The sequence below is a fragment of the Ruegeria sp. C2 genome, assembly GCF_056537765.1.
On the sequence record NZ_JBQFRZ010000005.1, the window covers coordinates 186,404 to 206,513 of the forward strand.

At 59.0% G+C, this 20,110-nt stretch carries 18 protein-coding genes; 10 read left to right on the forward strand and 8 right to left on the reverse strand.

Going from position 1 to position 20,110, the window contains the following annotated elements:
• Nucleotide 1 precedes the first annotated feature (1 nt).
• The 6 genes from ACR0IV_RS16075 to ACR0IV_RS16100 all read left to right on the forward strand — a co-directional run bounded on the left by ACR0IV_RS16075 (nucleotide 2) and on the right by ACR0IV_RS16100 (nucleotide 6,804).
• Nucleotides 2-1,078, forward strand: coding sequence for a branched-chain amino acid ABC transporter permease (locus tag ACR0IV_RS16075; RefSeq protein ID WP_480471389.1), 1,077 nt, complete (start codon nucleotides 2-4; stop codon nucleotides 1,076-1,078).
• Nucleotides 1,079-1,152: 74 nt separating this feature from the next.
• A complete protein-coding gene (locus ACR0IV_RS16080; protein WP_480471390.1) occupies nucleotides 1,153-2,436 on the forward strand; it encodes an ABC transporter substrate-binding protein in 1,284 nt (427 codons plus the stop codon).
• 108 nt (nucleotides 2,437-2,544) lie between these two features.
• Nucleotides 2,545-3,378 (forward strand): ABC transporter ATP-binding protein, encoded by an 834-nt coding sequence (locus ACR0IV_RS16085; protein ID WP_480471391.1) that lies wholly within the window; start codon nucleotides 2,545-2,547, stop codon nucleotides 3,376-3,378.
• Nucleotides 3,379-3,397: 19 nt separating this feature from the next.
• Nucleotides 3,398-4,615, forward strand: a complete 1,218-nt coding sequence (locus ACR0IV_RS16090; RefSeq protein WP_480471392.1) for a phenylacetate--CoA ligase family protein — start codon at nucleotides 3,398-3,400, stop codon at nucleotides 4,613-4,615.
• 93 nt (nucleotides 4,616-4,708) lie between these two features.
• Nucleotides 4,709-6,373, forward strand: coding sequence for an ABC transporter permease (locus ACR0IV_RS16095; RefSeq protein WP_480660174.1), 1,665 nt, complete (start codon nucleotides 4,709-4,711; stop codon nucleotides 6,371-6,373).
• An 80-nt stretch (nucleotides 6,374-6,453) separates the two neighbouring features.
• Complete coding sequence (locus ACR0IV_RS16100) at nucleotides 6,454-6,804, forward strand: DUF2794 domain-containing protein (protein WP_480471394.1); 351 nt, start codon at nucleotides 6,454-6,456, stop codon at nucleotides 6,802-6,804.
• Here the strand turns inward: ACR0IV_RS16100 and ACR0IV_RS16105 are convergent.
• From ACR0IV_RS16105 to ACR0IV_RS16115, 3 genes are all read right to left on the reverse strand, one after another.
• Nucleotides 6,801-7,538 (reverse strand): C40 family peptidase, encoded by a 738-nt coding sequence (locus tag ACR0IV_RS16105; RefSeq protein ID WP_480660175.1) that lies wholly within the window; start codon nucleotides 7,536-7,538, stop codon nucleotides 6,801-6,803. The genes ACR0IV_RS16100 and ACR0IV_RS16105 overlap by 4 nt on opposite strands.
• Nucleotides 7,535-8,917: a leucyl aminopeptidase family protein gene (locus ACR0IV_RS16110; RefSeq protein ID WP_480660176.1), complete on the reverse strand. Its 1,383-nt coding sequence runs from the start codon at nucleotides 8,915-8,917 to the stop codon at nucleotides 7,535-7,537. Before ACR0IV_RS16110 ends, ACR0IV_RS16105 begins: the two co-directional genes overlap by 4 nt.
• Nucleotides 8,918-8,980: 63 nt before the next feature.
• A complete protein-coding gene (locus ACR0IV_RS16115) occupies nucleotides 8,981-9,370 on the reverse strand; it encodes a hypothetical protein (RefSeq protein WP_480660202.1) in 390 nt (129 codons plus the stop codon).
• Nucleotides 9,371-9,512: 142 nt separating this feature from the next.
• Between ACR0IV_RS16115 and ACR0IV_RS16120 the strand changes: the two genes are divergently transcribed.
• The 3 genes from ACR0IV_RS16120 to ACR0IV_RS16130 all read left to right on the forward strand — a co-directional run bounded on the left by ACR0IV_RS16120 (nucleotide 9,513) and on the right by ACR0IV_RS16130 (nucleotide 12,126).
• The gene (locus ACR0IV_RS16120) at nucleotides 9,513-10,163 is read left to right on the forward strand and encodes a carbonic anhydrase (RefSeq protein ID WP_480660177.1); all 651 of its coding nucleotides are present in this window, start codon (nucleotides 9,513-9,515) and stop codon (nucleotides 10,161-10,163) included.
• 94 nt (nucleotides 10,164-10,257) lie between these two features.
• Nucleotides 10,258-10,794, forward strand: a complete 537-nt coding sequence (locus ACR0IV_RS16125) for an SRPBCC family protein (RefSeq protein ID WP_480660178.1) — start codon at nucleotides 10,258-10,260, stop codon at nucleotides 10,792-10,794.
• Nucleotides 10,795-11,007: 213 nt separating this feature from the next.
• Entirely contained in the window at nucleotides 11,008-12,126 is a 1,119-nt protein-coding gene (locus ACR0IV_RS16130) for a DUF1996 domain-containing protein (RefSeq protein WP_480660179.1), read from the forward strand.
• A 62-nt stretch (nucleotides 12,127-12,188) separates the two neighbouring features.
• On the opposite strand, the gene ACR0IV_RS16135 is transcribed toward ACR0IV_RS16130, so the two are convergent.
• From ACR0IV_RS16135 to ACR0IV_RS16150, 4 genes are all read right to left on the reverse strand, one after another.
• Entirely contained in the window at nucleotides 12,189-13,817 is a 1,629-nt protein-coding gene (locus ACR0IV_RS16135; protein ID WP_480660180.1) for a DUF4139 domain-containing protein, read from the reverse strand.
• A 132-nt stretch (nucleotides 13,818-13,949) separates the two neighbouring features.
• The gene (locus ACR0IV_RS16140; RefSeq protein WP_170399241.1) at nucleotides 13,950-14,972 is read right to left on the reverse strand and encodes an aspartate-semialdehyde dehydrogenase; all 1,023 of its coding nucleotides are present in this window, start codon (nucleotides 14,970-14,972) and stop codon (nucleotides 13,950-13,952) included.
• Between the two features lie 113 nt (nucleotides 14,973-15,085).
• A complete protein-coding gene (locus ACR0IV_RS16145) occupies nucleotides 15,086-16,120 on the reverse strand; it encodes a glycosyltransferase family 4 protein (protein WP_480660181.1) in 1,035 nt (344 codons plus the stop codon).
• Nucleotides 16,121-16,135: 15 nt separating this feature from the next.
• Nucleotides 16,136-17,308: an MFS transporter gene (locus ACR0IV_RS16150; protein WP_480660203.1), complete on the reverse strand. Its 1,173-nt coding sequence runs from the start codon at nucleotides 17,306-17,308 to the stop codon at nucleotides 16,136-16,138.
• A gap of 145 nt (nucleotides 17,309-17,453) precedes the next feature.
• Between ACR0IV_RS16150 and ACR0IV_RS16155 the strand changes: the two genes are divergently transcribed.
• The gene (locus ACR0IV_RS16155) at nucleotides 17,454-18,596 is read left to right on the forward strand and encodes a DUF3095 domain-containing protein (protein ID WP_480660182.1); all 1,143 of its coding nucleotides are present in this window, start codon (nucleotides 17,454-17,456) and stop codon (nucleotides 18,594-18,596) included.
• Here ACR0IV_RS16155 and ACR0IV_RS16160 read toward each other — a convergent pair.
• Nucleotides 18,593-20,002: a pyridoxal phosphate-dependent decarboxylase family protein gene (locus ACR0IV_RS16160; protein ID WP_480660183.1), complete on the reverse strand. Its 1,410-nt coding sequence runs from the start codon at nucleotides 20,000-20,002 to the stop codon at nucleotides 18,593-18,595. The genes ACR0IV_RS16155 and ACR0IV_RS16160 overlap by 4 nt on opposite strands.
• Nucleotides 20,003-20,110 lie beyond the last annotated feature (108 nt).

Sequence of the window (20,110 nt, forward strand, 5' to 3'; positions counted from 1 at the left end):
TATGTTTTATCGTGAGGCCGGGGATTTCAAAACCTCTTACATCGCCGACAGCCAGACTTTCCCGATCAAGTTTGACCGGTATCGGTATTATGTCGTGCTGGCGGTGGCGTTCGGGATCATTCCGTTCATCATCAATGACTACTGGGCGAATGCTTTGCTTCTGCCCTTCCTGATCTACGCCATTGCGGCGATCGGACTGAACATTCTGGTTGGTTATTGCGGGCAGGTCTCGCTGGGGACCGGTGGGTTCATGGCTGTGGGGGCCTATGCCTGCTACAAGCTGATGACGGCCTTTCCGGATGTCAGCATGTTCATCCATGTGATCCTTGCCGGAGGTGTCACGGCGCTGGTTGGCGTGTTGTTCGGCCTGCCGTCACTGCGGATCAAAGGGTTCTATCTGGCGGTGGCCACACTGGCGGCGCAGTTCTTCCTTGTGTGGCTCTTCAACCGGGTGCCGTGGTTCTACAACTACTCGGCCTCGGGTCAGATCAACGCGCCCGAGCGGGATGTGTTCGGCATTATCATCACTGGCCCGAACGCGCCGGCCTGGGCCACCTATCTGTTCTGCCTGATCTTCCTGACGGTCTGCGCCATCATTGCCCGCAATCTGACGCGCGGTACCACGGGCCGGACCTGGATGGCGATCCGCGACATGGACATCGCGGCCGAGATCATCGGGGTGAACCCGCTCAAGGCCAAGCTGACCGCCTTTGCCGTCAGTTCGTTCTTTGTCGGTATCTCGGGTGCACTGTTCTTTGCGGTCTATCTGGGCGCGGTCGAAGTGGGCGAGGTGTTCGGTATCCAGAAGTCATTCCTGGTGCTGTTCATGGTCATTATTGGCGGGCTAGGCTCGATTTTCGGGTCCTTCGCCGGGGCAGCCTTTCTGGTTCTGCTGCCGGTTGTACTGAAGCTGCTCGGCGTCGATCTGCTGGGCTGGCCCACGGATATCGTCGCGCATCTCAACCTCGTGATCGTGGGCGCGCTGATCATCATGTTCCTGATCCTCGAACCGCACGGGCTGGCGCAGCTGTGGCGTGTGGCGAAAGAAAAACTCAGACTCTGGCCGTTCCCGCACTAAGGGGTCTGCCCAACGAAAAGACGGGTGTGAAACCCGAAACCCAACATCGGATCAATCAAGGGAGGAGACACCCGATGAACAAGAAACTGGCAACCCTGGCGCTGGGCGCCGTGATGGCCGCAGGCCCGGTCATGGCCGACCTTGTGTTCCCGTCGCTCAGCTACCGGACTGGCCCTTACGCGGCAGGCGGTATCCCGTTTGCAGACGGTTACGCCGACTATTTCACCCTGCTGAACGAACGCGATGGCGGCATCGGAGGTGTTCCGGCCAAGGTGATCGAATGTGAAACCGGCTATAACACTGAAAAAGGTGTGGAATGCTATGAATCGACCAAGGGCGAAGGTGCTCTGGTCTATCAGCCGCTGTCGACCGGTATCACCTATCAGCTGATCCCCAAAGTGACAGCAGATGGCATCCCGCTGCACACGATGGGTTATGGTCGGACCTCTGCCGCGAACGGCAAAGTGTTCAGCCATGTGTTCAACTATCCGGCCAACTATTGGAACGGTGCATCGGGTTCGATCAACTATCTGCTTGATGAAAACGGTGGTGACCTGAGCGGCAAGAAAATCGCGCTGGTCTATCACAACTCGGCCTACGGCAAAGAGCCGATCCGCACGCTGGAAACACTGGCCGAAAAGCATGGCTATGAGCTGACTTTGCTGCCCGTTGACCATCCCGGTCAGGAGCAGAAGTCGCAGTGGCTGCAGATCCGCCGTGAAAAGCCCGACTATGTGATCATGTGGGGCTGGGGCGTCATGAACCAGGTTGCGGTTCAGGAAGCTGCCAACATCCGCTTCCCGATGGAGAACTTCATCGGTGTCTGGTGGTCTGGCGCGGAATTCGACGTTGAGCCTGCAGGCGACAAAGCCACCGGCTATAAGGCGCTGACCTTCACCGGTCTCGGCAAAGACTATCCGGTCTATGACGATCTGCAGAAATATGTTGTGGACGCGGGCAAAGCTGCAGGCTCGGGTGATCAGCTAGGCACGGTTCAGTACAACCGCGGTCTCTATGCTGCGATGCTGGCGGCCGAAGCGGTAAAGACCGCACAGGACATGCACGGCACTGCAGACATCGACGCATCGATGATGCGCGATGGCATGGAAGCGCTGGAGATCACCAATGCCAAGATGGAAGGTCTGGGCATGGCCGGTTTCGGACCCGAGTTCTCGGTTTCCTGTGAAAACCACGGTGGCCCCGGACTGGTCGGCGTCGTCCAGTGGGATGCAGCAGCCGGCACCTGGAACCCGGTTCAGGACTTCAAGCCAACCGATGTCGAGGTCATCAACGCGCTGATCGAAGAAGACTCGGGCGCTTACGCGACTGAAAACAACATTTCGGCACGCTGCGAATAAACAACGCTGCGCCCCGAACGATCTGGGGCGCATAGACAATCGGAGCGGCGGGTTGCCTGCCGCTCCTCACGAACCGCCCCTGAGGGGCAGGCATGAGGACACGCGCTGATGCTGGATGCGGCACAAACCACCGACGTGCAGGCGGAAACCCTGCTTGAGGTCAACAATATCGAGGTGATCTACAACCATGTGATCCTCGTGCTGAAAGGCGTCAGCCTGACTGTGCCCAAAGGCGGCATCACGGCCTTGCTGGGCGGCAATGGCGCGGGCAAGACTACGACGTTGAAGGCGGTATCGAACCTGCTGCATTCAGAACGCGGAGAGGTCACCAAAGGTTCGATCAAGTACCGCGGCGAGAGCGTTCACGAAAGTGATCCCGCCGATCTGGTGGAAAAGGGCGTCATTCAGGTGATGGAGGGCCGCCATTGTTTTGAACACCTCACGGTCGAGGAAAATCTGCTGACCGGCGCTTATACCCGCAAGGATGGCTCGGCTGCGATCCAGCAGGATCTAGAATTGGTTTACAATTACTTCCCGCGCCTCAAGGAACGCCGCCGCAGCCAGGCCGGTTATACTTCGGGTGGAGAGCAGCAGATGGTGGCGATGGGCCGGGCGCTGATGTCGCGCCCCGAGACCATCCTGCTGGATGAACCTTCGATGGGTCTGGCCCCACAGCTGGTTGAAGAAATTTTCGGCATCGTGAAGGACCTGAACGAGAAAGAAGGCGTGTCCTTCCTGCTGGCCGAGCAGAACACAAATGTGGCTCTAAGATTTGCGCATTACGGCTATATTCTGGAATCCGGTCGCGTGGTGATGGACGGCCCCGCAGCGGAACTGCGCGAAAACCCGGATGTGAAGGAATTCTACCTCGGCATGTCGGATGAAGGCCGCAAAAGCTTTCGCGATGTGCGCTCATACCGCCGCCGCAAGAGATGGCTGTAAGCGGGTGGAGGATATTTCGATGACCTATTTCGACAAGCTTGAAACCCGATCCGCCGATGAACGCAACGCCGATCACGCGCGCGCTTTGCCTGAACAGATCGCGCGCGCAAAATCGGCCCCCGGCTATGCGGATATCCTTGCCGGGATCGACGCGAACGCCGTGACCAGCGCCGAGGCACTGGCCAGTCTGCCGGTGCTGCGCAAGTCGGATTTAATACAGGCGCAGGGCTCCCGCCCCCCGTTTGGTGGTTTTACCGTCAAACCCGCGCGTCATTTCCAGCATGTGTTTCAGTCGCCGGGCCCGATTTATGAACCGGGCAGCACCGATCATGACTGGTGGCGGATGGGCCGGTTCCTGAATGCCGCCGGGGTTGGCCCGGGCGATATCGTTCAGAACTGCTTTGGTTATCACCTGACACCTGCCGGGATGATCTTTGAAAGCGGCGCACAAGCCGTTGGAGCTGCCGTGCTGCCCGCAGGAACCGGACAGACAGAGCTGCAGGTGACTGCAGCGCGCGACATCGGTTGCACCGCTTACGCGGGCACGCCGGACTATTTGAAGATCATCCTCGACAAGGCTGATGAGATGGGGGTTGCTTTGCAATTCTCGAAGGCTGCTGTGGGTGGCGGTGCGCTGTTCCCATCTCTGCGTCAGGAATATGCGGATCGGGGCATTGCCTGTCTGCAATGCTATGCGACAGCTGATCTGGGCAACATCGCCTATGAAAGCCCCGCCATGGAAGGCATGATCATCGACGAACATGTGATTGTTGAGATCGTCACCCCCGGCACCGGTACGCCGGTCGCACCCGGAGAGGTTGGTGAGGTGGTGGTGACGACGCTCAACCCCGACTACCCGTTGATCCGCTTTGCCACGGGCGATCTATCGGCGATCATGCCCGGAGAATCCCCTTGCGGACGTACAAACTTGCGGATCAAGGGCTGGATGGGTCGGGCCGATCAGACCACCAAGATCAAGGGCATGTTTGTCCGCCCCGAGCAGGTTGCGGCGCTGGTCGACAAGCATGATGAGATCGTCAAGGCCCGCGTTATCGCCGCCCGCCAAGGCGAGATGGATACCATGACCGTCCAGATCGAAAGTCCCTGCGAGAATGATGGGGCCTATGCCAAATCGGTGGTCGAGGTGCTGAAACTGAAAGGCGCGATCGAAGTCGTGGCCCCCGGCTCTCTGCCCAAGGACGGGTTGGTGATCGAGGATCAGCGCGTCTACGAATAGCGATCTGCCGCAGATTTGTTGGTCCGCCCACTGGTGTTTCTTAGCGTTTTGGTCGATTAAAGGCAGACCCTGCGGGATTCTCAGTCAGACGCTATGGCCGAAGTCGAATATTCAGAACACGGAACGCACAATCGCGGAGCCTTGGGCACGCGATTGGTAGGCGGTATTGCGTACGCAGTTGCCGCAGCGTGCCTGTTGCCGATGGTGGCCGTTGTTCTGGCGGCGGTGACCGGCGGCACTGACACGATATCCCATTTGTTAGAGACTGTTTTGCCCGGCTACGCCCTGACCACAGCGATCCTCGTGGTGCTGGTCGCGGCGGGGACGTTCTCGATTGGCGTCGGCGCTGCCTGGTTGGTTACGATGACCCGCTTCCCTGGCGTGCGCGTGTTGGAGATCGCCCTGGTCCTGCCGCTGGCGTTTCCGGCCTATGTGCTGGCCTATGCTTACACCTTCATTCTGGATCACCCCGGAATCGTACAAACCACGCTACGCGAGGTCACCGGTTGGGGCCCGCGCGATTATTGGTTCCCCGAAATCCGCTCGACCGAGGGTGCAGCAGTAATGCTGATCCTCGTGCTATACCCTTACGTCTACTTGCTGGCCCGCGCTGCCTTCCTGCAGCAAAGCGCCACGGCCTTTCTGGCGGCTCGGGCGCTGGGCAATGGCCCGTGGCATGCCTTCTGGCGCGTCTCGCTGCCGATGGCACGCCCCGCGATTGCCGGGGGTGTGTTGCTGGCGGTGATGGAGACCATCGCCGATTTCGGCACCGTCGCTTATTTCGGTGTGCAGACCTTTGCCACCGGCATCTATACCAGCTGGTTTTCCATGGCCGACCGCGCCGCTGCGGCGCAGCTTGCCCTGTGTCTGCTGGGCTTTGCACTGGTCATGGCCGTGGCTGAGCGTACGCAACGGGGTAAGGCCAAATATTATCAGGCGGGCAAACGTCATGCGGTGCTGCCAGCGGCACAGCTGAAGGGCTGGCAATCGCTCACGGCGTTTTTGCTCTGTGCGATCCCGGTCTTGTTCGGGTTCCTTCTGCCCGTAGTGATCCTTGTGCAGATGGGGCTGGAATCCGAGCAGAACCTGCTTTCGCGCCGCTATATCGGATTCATACAAAACTCACTGACGCTGGCCGGCACTGCAGCGGTGATCACGGTTTGCGCGGCGATTTCGGTGGGGTTCTTCCAACGTCTGCGCCCGGGGCGCGGGGCGGCTTCGGCTGCTTACGTAGCGCGGCTGGGTTATGCGGTGCCGGGCGGGGTGATTGCGGTGGGGCTGATTGTGCCCTTTGCCGGATTTGACAACGCGCTGGATGCGTGGATGCGCCAAACCTTTGATATTTCGACAGGGCTGCTGGTCACCGGGTCCATATGGTTACTTATTGCCGCTTATATGGTGCGCTTTCTGGCCGCCGCGCTCAGCGCTTATGAAGGCGGCCAGAGCACGGTGCACGCCAATATGGACGCTGCCGCGCGGTCGCTGGGACAGAGTCCTCTGGGTACCCTGCGCCGGGTGCATCTGCCGATCCTGACGCCGTCGCTGCTAACCGCGCTGCTGATCGTTTTCGTCGACGTGATGAAAGAGCTGCCCGCAACCCTGATCATGCGGCCCTTCAATTTCGACACGCTGGCGGTTCAGGCGTATCGATTGGCCTCGGACGAACGGCTTGAGGGCGCGGCGGTGCCGTCGCTGGTCATTCTGGCCGTCGGGCTGCTGCCGGTGATCCTGATTTGCCGTCAGGTCGGGCGTCGGTAACCGCACACGACGCTTCAAAAATACAACACCCGTTTTGCGCCGGGCTTGATTCAAATGCAATTTCCGGCAAGGCTTGTGGCATGAACATGCAGCCTCCCAGCCGGTTCGGGTCCGGTTCTGCCCAGATGCCGGTCGCGTTTGACCGGCGCGAGATGTCTCAAATCCTGTCAGTCTATGGCCGAATGGTCGCCGCCGGAGAATGGCGCGACTACGGGATTTCGAACCTGCGCGATACGGCGGTGTTTTCAATCTTTCGCCGGACGGCCGAGCATCCGATCTACCGGGTCGAGAAACACCCCCGCCTTCGGCTGCGGCAGGGGATGTATTCGGTGGTTGGTATGGACGGGCGCATCCTGAAGCGCGGACATGATCTGCGTGCCGTTCTGCGGGTGCTGGAGCGCAAACTGATCCGGGCTGTTGACCCGGATTAGAGCCTTTTATGCGCCGTGACTGGCCCATCGCCCTGTTGTGCAATGCGGGCAATCGCCTGATCCATCGGTTCCAGCGCAACGGCCATGTGATAGGCGTTGGCATGCAGCAGAAGGTTCTCGGCGGCGACCCATGCGACATGGCCTTTCCAGAACAACAGATCTCCGCGTTTTGGGGGGGTGCCTTCGGGCACGGGTTCACCAACGGCATGTACCTGATCGCCGCTGTCTCCGGGACAGGGAATGCCGCAGGCCAGAAGTGCGGCTTGCACCAGACCTGAACAATCCAGCCCGAACCGGCTGTTGCCACCCCATAGATATGGCGTGCCCAGAAACAGCTGCGCGGCAGCGACCGGATCGGTAAGGCGGGAATAGGCGGGCACCGCGTGAGCCTTGGGGATAAACCCCAGCGCCGTTTCCAGAAATCCATCCTGTTCTGACAAAACCCTGATTTTGCTTCCAAAACTCAGCGATATCTGATCGGGGCTTTTCATATCCGGCGCGGCATAGGCATGGGTCGCGGCGGCAACGATCCAATGCGTCTGTGGTTCAATCGGGCCTAGAGTGTCTGTCGCTACCCAGCCGGGGTAGCCGTCCTTTGCCGATATGATCCTGCTCCAACCGTCCTGCTCTTCGACGACGGATACGGTGTCTCCAAACAACAGTTGCCGGTCGCGTGGCCCTTCGGGCTGGCGCAGCAGATCGACGACCGGTTGGATAATGCGGGCTTCGCTCATAGATCGAGAATCTCAGGCAGAGCGGTCAGCAGGGCGCGGGGGCCTTGTCCCAATCCGCCTTTGCTGCGCCCCGGTTCCTTGCTGCGTTGCCATGCATAGATGTCGAAATGCATGTACCGGCTGTTACCCACAAAACGACGCAGGAACAGCGCCGCGGTGATCGAGCCTGCAAACCCGCCAGATGGCGCATTGTCCAGATCGGCAATTCCCGGTTCGATCAACACCTCGTAGGGTTCATGAAACGGCATTCGCCAGACCGGATCAGCAGCGGCACGGCCTGCCCGCGCCAGAGCCTCTGCGGCCCCATCATCATCGGTGTAAAACGGGGCCAGATCGGCCCCCACGGCCACCCGCGCCGCGCCTGTCAGCGTTGCCATCGAGATCACCAGATCAGGCTCTCCCTCCTCGGCCAGTGCCAGAGCATCGGCCAGCACCAGTCGCCCTTCGGCATCAGTGTTGTTGATCTCGACCGTCAACCCGTTGCGCGCGGTCAGGATATCTCCGGGCCGGAAGGCGTTGCCCGCAACCGCGTTTTCAACCGCTGGGATCAGCACGCGCAGTTGCACATCCAGCCCCAGCTTTATGATCATCTGCGCCAGCCCCAACACATTGGCGGCACCGCCCATATCCTTTTTCATCAAGCCCATGGAGGCGCCGGGCTTCAGATTCAGTCCACCAGTGTCGAAACAAACCCCTTTGCCGACCAGCGTCAGCTTTGGCCCGCTGCTGCCCCAGTTCAGCTCGATCAGGCGCGGCGCTTGTGCGGCGGCGCGACCGACCGTGTGGATCATCGGGAAATCCTGCTCCAGCAGAGCATCGCCCGTGATGACCGAGCAGCGCGCGCCACATTCCTCGGCAAGAACTTCTGCCGCAATCTGCAACTGCTCAGGCCCCATATCCGAGGCTGGCGTATTCACCAGATGTCGGATCAGAAGCTCGGCATTGGCCAGGGTTTCGATCCGCGCTGTATCGATGCCTTCAGGCGCGACCAGTTTGGCCTTGGCCGGGCTGCTCGGGGCGTATCGGTCAAAGACATAGCCGGTCATCAGCCAGCCGAAACATTCGGCCTCCAGCACGTCGGCGGGTACACCGGATGCGATGCGATAGGTGCCTTCGGGCAAAGCCTCGGCCGTTGCTGCCAGCGGGAAGCGCTTGCGCGCCCGCTTGGCTGCGTTGCCGTAGCCCGCCAGTGCAACCTCTGGTGCGCCCTCTGGTCCCGGGATCAACAAGGTCTGCCCCAAAGCAGCGGAAAAGCCATTCGCCGCCACCCAATTCTGCACCGGGCCAGGTTGATCCGATAGCCATCCGTCAAGCTCGGACTGGTCGAGTACATAAAGCGGAAGCGCAGGATCGGAAGGCGGGGCAAAGCAAAGGGTCATAGGTATCTCGACTGGATCTTGTTGCGCCCAGACTAGCCGCCTGCGATCCGCCCGCAACCCCCCTCAGACGGAAAGGTCCTGCTGATCCCAGACCGCAGTCAGCGAGCGTTCGCCGACCCGGATCAGACGCCCTAGCGTCGCCCCTGTGGCCACCACATCGCCGGTATCGACTGCATACGCAACATCGCCCGCGACGCGGGCCAGCGCGGTCATCCCGATCTGATCCGCGATTGCCACCAGTGACCTTGCGCATTTGCGTAATGCCGCCCAATCCCGCTGCCGCCAGAAGCGTTGGCAATTCGACAGGCGCACCGCCAGCTCCTCGACCGTGCGGCACAGCACGTCCAGCGCGTTGGCGTCACCCAGCTGATGATACAGGCTGCTCAGCCGGTCCGGGTCCAGGCGCACGGATTCCTTCTGTTCAAGCGTGATTATCTTTTCCACCACATTCACCCCAAATTTCATGCCCCCACGGCATAGGGTCACCCTGTCATCACATACCTTTGCAAATCGTTGCGCTGTATCGGGATAATGTCTCGAATTTTGTGCGAATTTGGGTTAGAGAGCAGAACAGTCAGACCACAGGAATATCAGAATGAAACTTGCCAAACCTTTGCCGAGCTATCTGGTCAAACGGTATCATGGTTGGAAAGCGACAACCTACTCGGAAAATCAGGTTTGGTACCGACGGCTCGCGACCGAAGGTCAGCGTCCGCGGGCGATGGTGATTTCCTGTTGTGACAGCCGGGTGCATGTCACTTCGATGTTCGGGGCGGATCAGGGCGATTTCTTCATCCACCGCAATATCGCAAACCTTGTGCCGCCCTACCTGCCGGATGGCGATCACCACGGCACCAGCGCGGCCATCGAATATGCGGTCACCGCGTTGAAAGTGGCGCATCTCATTGTGCTGGGGCATTCGCAGTGCGGTGGGGTGCAGGGCTGCATCGACATGTGCAAGGGGCAGGCACCACAGCTGGAAGCCAAGGAAAGCTTTGTGGGGCGTTGGATGGAAATCCTGAAGCCGAAATTCGATCTGGTTGCCGATATCGAAGACAGCGCCGATCAGGCACGTCAGTTTGAACGCCATGCGGTAGTGGCCTCGCTCGAGAACCTGATGACCTTCCCTTTCGTGTCCTCGGCCGTTGAAGAAGGCGCGCTCAGCTTGCATGGATTGTGGACCGATATCGGTGAAGGCGGGCTGGAATGTTACGATCCGCATGAGAAGCAGTTCGTTACCGTTTGAGCGGGCAAAGTGCAGGGCAAGGTAGATCAGCCCTCTGATCTACCGCCATTTTTTGATATGATCCTAACGTAGCTTTACGAATTGGATCATACTCATGCGATTGCTGAAACGTATTATCGTCACTCTGATCGTGATTGTTGTGGCCCTCGCCGGGGTGGCTTACCTGCTGCCCGGCAAGGCCGAAGTGTCGCGCAGCATCACGATAGATGCCCCACCCGAAGCGATCTTTCCTTATGTGAATTCGATGCAGGAGACCGAGAAATGGTCTCCGTGGCTGTCACGCGACCCTGAAACAAAGCTGACCTACAGCGGGCCCGAAACCGGGGTTGGTAACACCCTGAACTGGAGCTCGGAGCATCCGCAGGTTGGCTCCGGGTCGCAGGAAATCGTCGAAAGTGTCGAAAACCAGAAGGTCAGAACTTCGCTCGATTTCGGGCCGATGGGCACGGCCTCGGCGTCATTTGTGCTGCAGCCCGAAGGGGCGGGAACCGAGGTTACCTGGGGGTTCACCTCCGATTTGGGTATGAACCCGATGACTCGCTGGATGGGGTTGATGATGGATCACTGGGTCGGTAGCGACTATGAGCGCGGCTTGGATAACCTGAAGGCGCTGGTCGAAGGGCAGAGCTGATTGATTGAGGATAACGCGCCCACTACGTAAGACGAAGGTATGAACCTGTCGCATCCGGTCTTCGGACCGCTTGCCAAGTATCCGACGGTTGGAAGCATCTGCTTGATCACATCTGCGCTCAGGCTTTTGACAGCTGGATCAGGTGTTGGTTAAATCAATTCGACGCCGCACCACTTCGACCTAGCACTCGGATAGGTGAAAGAAGAAGCGCAGATGACACAACGGATTTCTCAGACGGCTTGCTTCCGGTACCCGGGCACCCCGGCTCAATCGCGCGGAGGGCGATCGGTGCTGACGTGGTGTCTGGTCTCGACATTCGGTGTTGTAATTGATGGCACAGCACAATCGGCGCACGCACAGCACGTCGCGCCAGAATTCAACTATGTGGTGACGCGCGGAACCGAGAAAAGCTCTATGTCGGCACCGCAAGGTGGCAATGATGTTCTGGACCACCACGGTTTTCGCTTCTTCTGCGTCCCGTCGCATTATTCCTATCACGATCCGGTTGTCTTTCCGGGTCAGGAAGGGGCAGCGCATCTGCATATGTTCTTTGGAAACACAGAGGTCGACGCTCATTCGACCGGTGATCAAATCGCCAATTCAGGGCGAACGACCTGCGACGGGGGGATCACCAACCGATCGGCCTATTGGATACCGGCGCTCTATAACGAAGACGGAGAAGTTGTGCTGCCGACCCTGATCAACAACTACTATAAAAGCTGGGTGAATGATCGGAGTAAAATCAAACCAATTCCGGCGGGCCTTGAGATTTTGACCAATGCAGATGTAGAGGGCTCGGGCGGGATCGCTATCAGCAAGATTGACGAGGAACGATGGACAGCATCCATCCGAATTTCCCCGACTGATGGGCTCACGCTCGAGGTGATCTTCCCCGACTGTATCGCCGTTGATGAAAATGGGGACCCGGTTCTGTCCAGTCCGGGCGGAACTGACCACATGGCCTATTCACACGGCGATTGCCCGCTCTCGCATCCTTATACGATCCCGCAGCTGACTCAGAATGTGAACTGGGCTGGCGTGCCATTCGACTCGGGCTGGTCTTTCTCATCTGACCAAATGCACAATGTGCCCAAGGGCATGTCCGCGCATGCTGATTATGTTGCCGGATGGACAGAAGAATCCGCGCAGATCATGGCGGATTGTGTCCGCGATGGATTCAGGGAATGTGGCCCTGGACTGCAGGCGCAATGGCAAGATCAGTTCTTCGCCCCGGACGGCAGCCGGGTCTATGATTTTTTCAAGGTTGCAGACGGGGTCTCTGCGACACCTGTGGCACTTGGGGGATTGCCTCCGATGCTAATGCAGCACTAGATCAATCATCATTATAGTCGGTTCCAATGCCGCAGCAGCCCGGTCTGACGGGGCAGGGATAATCAGTCCAGCACCATCCCTTCAGGCCAGTTGATTTCCTGATCCAGCAGAATGATTTCGGGCTGACCCGGCGCCAGATCCATATCCCACGCAAGAATACCGCGCTTGTCGTCGACGTTTTCTTCGGTCGGTCGGGGATTTGCGGTCCAGCTGATCTCAAGATCTTCCTGTTCGGAATAAGGCACGCGATCAACAAGCCGCAAAGGCCAGGCGCGATCTGTCAGGTTTTCTACAGTGATCTGTGCCCGTTCCACGCGCTGGTTCGAGCGGGAAATCAGGCCGGTGTCACCGCTGCTGCGATCCAGAATTCGGCGATCAACGGTCACGCCATAGAGCGGGCCAAAACCCATCTCCACTTGCTCGGACGGTCCAATTTCAGGAGAATATTCAGTGGCCACCAATACGCCATTCACACGCCACCGCGCCAAGGGTGCCGTGAGCAGGTTCTGCTTGTAAGGGTTTGTGAAGCGGGCCGTACGAAAGGCTGTTTTATCCCGCAACGGTATCGCGAGGGCATAGACCTCGGCGGATTGTGTCAGACTGTCCAGCTCGAACTCGGCCAGTTCGTGATCACTGGCGATCGAGACCGGTTCCGGCAGCGTATAGGTAATCCCGGTGCCCTGCACCGACGCAGCGCTTGGGACCCATTGAGAGGTCTCTTCGACGACCATGGGCGCTTCAACCACGCCTTCTGCCAGGCTTGCAAATCTGTCCTGGGCCTTTGGTTCTTCCCGGATCGATCTGCGCTGCGGATAAAGCGGCGAGGCGCTGTTTTGCCCCACCGGCTGCAGCGTCGAGACATGCAAGGTGATGTCCTTCCAGTTCTCTCCGGTGCTTTGATTGACGCGAATTTGGCGGTTGATTGTGACTTCGGGCGCGTCGCCGGTTGTCAGGTCGAACTCGTAACCCGGCACCCAGTTGGCCGAATAAAAGTCCAGATAAGACACCGATACAGTGCTGTTGATGGCACTGTCTGCAATCACATCGACGGCCAGAAACAGGCGCTCGTCGGTTTCGGGAATCAAAGCGGCCAGATCATCTTGGGCGGCTTCAAGTTCGAGCTTCAGATCATCCAGCTCTTTGCGGATTGTCCGTGCTTCGATTTCGGCGGACTGAACGGTTTCTTCAGCAGACAGTCCTTCGTCACCGACCATGCGGGCGATCTCGCGCAGGCTGTTGGCATCTGATCCGGCCAACCCTTCGTTGCTGCCCAGATTGGCCAGGAACGCAATTTTGTGCCGCGCGGCATCAGCCTTTAGCAACGCCGCATCAGCACGATCCTGTACTTCAACAATCTTGTCTTTGATATCCTCGATGCGCTGCTCGGCCTGTTTGATATCGTCGCTTGCGTAATCGTGCCACGGTACATCATCTCCGCGCACCACCAGCGCGGTCTGCGTCAGACCCTCAGCATGGACCTGCATCGTCGCAAGCTGAGTGTCGGTATCGTTGGCCGGGACCCCCAACAAGACCAATCGGTGACGCCCGGCCGGAATATCCAGCAACCCGGTTCGGATCACCTCTGCCCCTTCAGGGTAAACAGTGACCTCACTGACCTTGGTGTCGATTGCAAAGGTGTCGGCCTGAGCAAGAGTTGGGGCGAGGGCCAAAAGATATAGAAGCTGTCGCATGAAATCTCGCAAAAGAAACGGTGTCATCTTCCCGCAAGGGTTGCAGGCAATTTAGCCTCTGACAAGCCTCAATAAATAAAAGAGGCCGCATCTTTCGATACGACCTCTTTGCATTCAAGTTGTTGAAACGGCTCAGCCCTTTTTCAGAACTTCGCGCCCCAGCAGTTCGGCGATCTGTACCGCGTTCAAAGCCGCACCTTTGCGCAGGTTGTCGGACACGCACCACAGGTTCAGGCCGTTCTCGATGGTCGAATCCTGACGGATACGGCTGATGAAGGTGGCGAAATCGCCCGCGCATTCGATGGGCGAGACGTAACCACCGGCTTCACGCTTGTCGATTACCATGATGCCCGGTGCTTCGCGCAGGATGTCGCGGGCTTCGTCTTCGTCGAGGAACTCTTCGAACTCGATATTCACCGCCTCGGAGTGGCCGACGAATACCGGAACGCGAACGCAGGTTGCGGTGACCTTGATCGACGGATCGACGATCTTTTTGGTCTCGACAACCATCTTCCACTCTTCCTTGGTCGAGCCGTCTTCCATGAAGACGTCGATCTGCGGAATGACGTTGAAGGCAATCTGCTTCTGGAATTTCTTCGGTTCAACCTCGGTGGTCGGGTTGTAGATGGCCTTGGTCTGATCCCAAAGCTCATCCATGCCTTCCTTACCGGCGCCCGACACCGACTGATAGGTCGACACAACCACGCGCTTGATCTTCGCACGGTCATGCAGAGGCTTCAGCGCGACGACCATCTGCGCGGTCGAGCAGTTGGGGTTGGCGATGATGTTTTTGTTTTTATAGTCGTGGATCGCCTCGGGGTTACATTCCGGCACGATCAGCGGAATGTCCGGGTCATAGCGATAGAGCGAGCTGTTATCGATCACCACGCAGCCAGCCGCTGCCGCCTTAGGGGCGTAAACCTTTGTGGCCTCGGAACCCACAGCAAATAGCGCCATGTCCCAACCAGTGAAATCGAATGTGTCCAGATCTTTGGTAGTGAGCGTCTTGTCGCCAAATGTCACCTCAGTACCCAGCGAACGACGGCTTGCCAGAGCAGCAAGTTCATCGACGGGGAACTGGCGTTCTGCCAGGATGTTCAGCATTTCGCGGCCCACGTTGCCCGTGGCGCCGACGACTACGACGCGATAGCCCATTTCATGTCTCCAAAGTTAAGGACGCGCGTTCATAGCCGCGTTGCGGCAAAGAAAAAAGAGGGGTTTCGGCTTATTTCACCCCGTCACACCGATTTGACACAGTTCAGTACCGTTCAGGGTTGTTTCAGCAACGATCGATAAACCTCGACAATCGCCTGCGCTTCGCCTTCGATTCGAAAATTCTGTTCGACATGGGCGCGGGCGACTTGCCCGGCGGAAGCCAGCGCTGCGCGGTCCTGCACCATATCCTCCAGCGCGTCGGCCAGTGCAGGGGCATTGTCTTTCTCGACCAGTCTTCCGGTCTCACCATCCTTGATTTGCGCACTGAACGCTCCGACCCCGTGACTGGCTATGGCGGGCACGCCCGAGGCCATCGCTTCAAGCGGAGTAAGGCCGAACCCTTCGTGCCGTGCGGGCGCAACGAACAGATCGAGCGCGCGATAGGTCTCGACAATCTCATCCCAAGGGCGCTCACCCAGAAAATGAACGCGGTCGCCCAGCCCGGCGTCCTGCAGCTTTTGCTCCTGCTCAGCCTGAAACGCCTCAAATTCGTTGGTGGTACGCCCGGTGAAGATCACATGCGCATCGGGGTGATTAGGCAGCACCTTCAGGGTGGCATCGACCAACAAGTCGACCCCTTTCTGAGGGCGGATACGGCCAAAACACCCGATCAGCAGCCCGTCTGGCAGGCCAAGTTTTTGGCGCAGGGCGCTTTTGTCCTCGGCTGGGTGAAACAGCTCGGTGTTGACGCCATGCATGATGACAGTAGCGGGATGCTCCAGAAAGGAAGCGGCCTGAGGCGTCGTCGCGATCAACGCGTCCATTTTCGAAATCAGCCGCTTGGTGAACCCGGAATGATCACGTTGCGCGGCTGAGGTAAATAGCAGTTTGTAGTTGCGCCGAAGCACAGTGCGCAGAAACAGGCCCATCAGCATCTCGGTATTCCGGCGCGCATGCCAAACCCGTTTGCGATTGGGTAGAAACAACAGTTTCCAGAGTCTGATATGGGGCAAATCTGGCGGCAGGCCGGGACCGGTGGCACGGATGCCGATCATTTTCTGCTGGATTGGCAGCAGTCGGATCACCGTCGTTGTCACGCCCGACAGGGAATGCTTCAGATTGGGTGCAATCACCTCAATGTCCTGCACGTGCGGTCTCCGGTTTCAGTCCACGCTGTCCCGACTGAATAGATAGATCACGCAGCCAATGGCAAGGGTGACCGCGAAAAAGCCGAAGATCGCCGTATAAGGTGCTGAGGGGCTGATCCCGGCGCTGGCCGCATGGATGCGCCCGGTGGCAAATTGCGCCAGACCAACGCCGCCAACGCCAAAAAGGTTCAGCAGCGTGACGCCCCGCCCGACCAGATGCGGTGGCACAAAGGCCCGGCCGTGGGCCATGATCACCGGAAAGCTGGCGCCCATAAAGCCAATCACGGCGAGTAGCAGAACGGAGGTCCATACTCCGCGGTCGATCCACAGGCACAGCAGACCCAGCGCCGTGGCTCCCATCAGGTTCCCGCCCAGAATCACCCATTTCCGGGTGCCCAGGATACGGTCCAGCGGTCCATAGGCAAAAGTGCCCGCAATCATCGCGGCCCCCATGATCAGGGTTGCCGTCCCGATCTGAGAAGTACTCAGCCCGAACACATCATTCAGATACGGACCGGCCCAGAGCCCTCGGGTCGCCCCCGAGGGCGCATAGGCCACAAGCATGAGCGGCAGAATGGTCCACAGCGCAGGTTCTTTCAGCAGGTCCAGAACCGATCCTTTTTGCTCGGTTTCGACCTTTTTGGGGTCATGCACTGTCAGCCAGATCCCCGCAGCCACCACACCTGAGATGATCGCGAGCCCTGCCAGTGTGGCGCGCCAGCCCATCAGCTCGACGGCCAATGCGGTCGGGTAAGAGGCCACAAGATTGCCGACAGACCCCACCCCCAGCATCACAGCGGCGAGGGTGGCGAATTTGGCGGGCGGAAACTCTCGGGCGAAGATGTAGTAGGACGCCATCAGGACAGGCGAACATCCAACCCCGATCAGCGCCATGGCAAGTGCCACGTGGAACGGGGTGGTCGCAACCGCGAACAAGCCAGCCCCGCCTGCGCCGCCGATCAGCAGCAACGCCGCGGAACTGCGCCTTGGGCCGACACGATCCAGCGCCCAGCCGACGGGTATCTGCATCGCGGCGAAAATCAGAAACCAAAGGCCTGAGGCAAAGGCGAGGTCCTCGGGCGTGGCCCCGATATCATGGCCCAGATCGGTGGTCAGGACGGCGAGGAATGCGCGAAAAAACTGGCTCAGGACATAAGCCAGACACAAAACGATCAATCCTGCCTGCATCTGCTGCCCCTTCGCCTGAATGCTTTGCAGCGATGCTTGGCACGTCATGCTGGCCTGCACAAGCACGCGCGACGTCCCATCAGGGGCGGACATTCTTCACTTTTGGGCTATGTTCAGATCAGCTTTAAGATTTTCAGAGAGCGCCATGGCCCCCTCAGACCCTGTATTTTATGATTCAGTTCCCATTTCAGAAAGTTTCCTGAGCCTCAGCGATCCCGCGCGGTTCACACCGGTGCCCGACACCTGGTTTCTGGGCGTTGCCGACATCGTGGATTCGACCGGCGAGATCGCGCGGGGCCGGTACAAGACCGTCAACATGGTTGGGGCCGCGGTGATTTCAGGCATGATCAATGCACTGGACGGTCGTGTCTTTCCATACGTCTTCGGGGGCGATGGGGCCGGGTTTGCCGTGCCGGGCGAGGATGCCGAAACTGCGCGGGAAACACTGGCAGCATTGCAAAGCTGGGCTGAGGCTGAATTCGCCATCACACTGCGTACGGCGCTGGTCGCTGTTGCCGATCTTCGCACCGCTGGGCGCGATCTGCGCGTGGCCCGCTATGCACCCTCGACCGGTGTCGATTATGCGATGTTCTCGGGCGGTGGTCTGGCCTGGGCCGAGGCACAGATGAAATCCGGGCACTTCGCCATTCAACCAGCGGGGCCAGATGCCTCGCCTGACCTGACCGGCCTGTCCTGCCGATGGTCCAATAGCCCGGCGCGGCATGGGCAGATCGTTTCAGTCGTTATTCAACCCACATTAGAGTCTAATGAGGCAGATTTCGCCGCCCTCACCCAATCCGTTTTATCCCTCGCCGAAGGGTTGGAGCGCGCCGGACACCCGGTTCCCCCCAAGGGACCACCAATGAGTTTCCCTCCGCCCGGTGTCGATATCGATGCCCATGTCTCACGCGCCGGGCGCAATTTGTTGTTGCAGAAGATACGGCTGACGATTGGGAATATGATGATCGGGCTGCTGTTCAAAACTGGCATGCGATTGGGGCAGTTCGAACCCAACCACTACAAAGAGATGGTGAGCCGCAACGCCGATTTCCGCAAGTTCGATGACGGGCTGAAGATGACGCTGGATTGTGACCCGGCCACGTTGGAGCAGATCACCCGGATGCTGGAAGACGCGCAAGCGCAGGGCAAAATCCGATACGGTCTGCATGCCCAGCAAGAGGCGATGATGACCTGCTTTGTGCCCTCGGCCATGCGCGACGATCATGTTCATTTCGTTGACGGAGCCTCGGGCGGCTATGCCCAGGCCGCAGCCGACATGCGGGCTTAAAGCCCGCGCGCGACCTCGGTGATGACGTCATAGGCCATCATCACGTCCTGCTCGGTGGTTTCGAACTGGCCGGCCTGAAAGCGGATGACCAGATCGCCGTCCACACGGGTCTGGGTCAGGTAGATCCGCCCGTCATCATTGATTGCATTCACCAGTCGCAGGTTCAGATCGTCCAGATCGGTTGCCCCTTGTGGTGCATATTGGAAGGTCCACAGTGACCACATCGGCGGCGTCACGATCCGAAAATCCGGTTCTGCTGCCAGCCGGTCATGCAGCGCCACAGACCAGTTGACGTGATTGCGCAGCCGTGCGCGCAGCCCTTCCAGCCCATAGGTCCGAATGACGAACCACAGCTTCAGCGCCCGAAACCGTCGGCCCAGTGGCACGGACCATTCCGAATAGTTGATGATCCCGTCCTTGCCATGGGTTTTCAGGAATTCAGGGCTGATTGCCAATGTGCGCACCAGATCATCGGGGTTTTTCAGGAAATGCGCGCAGCAATCGAACTGAACACCCAACCACTTGTGCGGATTGAACACGATACTGTCGGCCTGTTCGACGCCCTCCCAGTAATGGCGGTATTCAGGGCAAATCATCGCCGAGCCTGCCCAGGCCGCATCGACATGGGAATAAAGCCCATGTTTCTGCGCCACCTTCAGGCAACGCTCGACCGGGTCGGTGCCCCCGATACTAGTGCCGCCCACGGACAGAATGACGCCTGTTGGCTGAAATCCAGACTCTAAATCAGACTGAATCATTGCATCCAACGCCTCGGGATCCATGCCGCGCCAATCTCCCTGAACCGGGATGCGCACCAGATTGTCCTGACCAATACCCGCAATCCACAGCGCCCGGTCGACCGAGGTGTGCACTTCGGAAGAACAATAGATCCGCAGCGGTTTGTGACCGAACAGACCCGTGTGATTGCCCCGCCAGTCCATCGCTTTTTCGCGCATGGTCAGCACCGCGGCCAGTGTCGCGGAAGAGGCCGAATCCTGTATCACCCCGGAAAACTCCTGGGGCAGATCCAGCGCGTCGCGCAGCCATTCCATCATCCGCGTTTCCATCTCGGTCGCGGCGGGCGAGGTCTGCCACAGCATGCATTGCGGCGCGATGGCGCTGGCCAAGAACTCGGCCAGAACCGACGGGGCCGAGGCGTTCGAGTTGAAGTAGGCGAAGAACCGGGGATGTTGCCAATGGGTGATGCCGGGCATCACGATATCTTCGAAATCGCGAAAGATATCCTCGACCGGCTCACCGTTCTCGGGCGGATGAGCAGGCAGAGCGTTCAGGATATCGCCGGGCTCGGTCCGGGCACGCACGGGCTTGTCTCCGACCGTCAGGTGATAATCCTGTGTCCATTCAGCGACCTTCTTGCCCCAGTCGGAGAATTCATTCCACTTCATCATGATCCCCTTCAGATGTTCTTCTGTCAGCGTTTCAAGGCCCATATATTAAACAAGTTAAGTAAAGTCTAGACCACATGATCGGTCATAGTCGGCGATCCCTTGCGA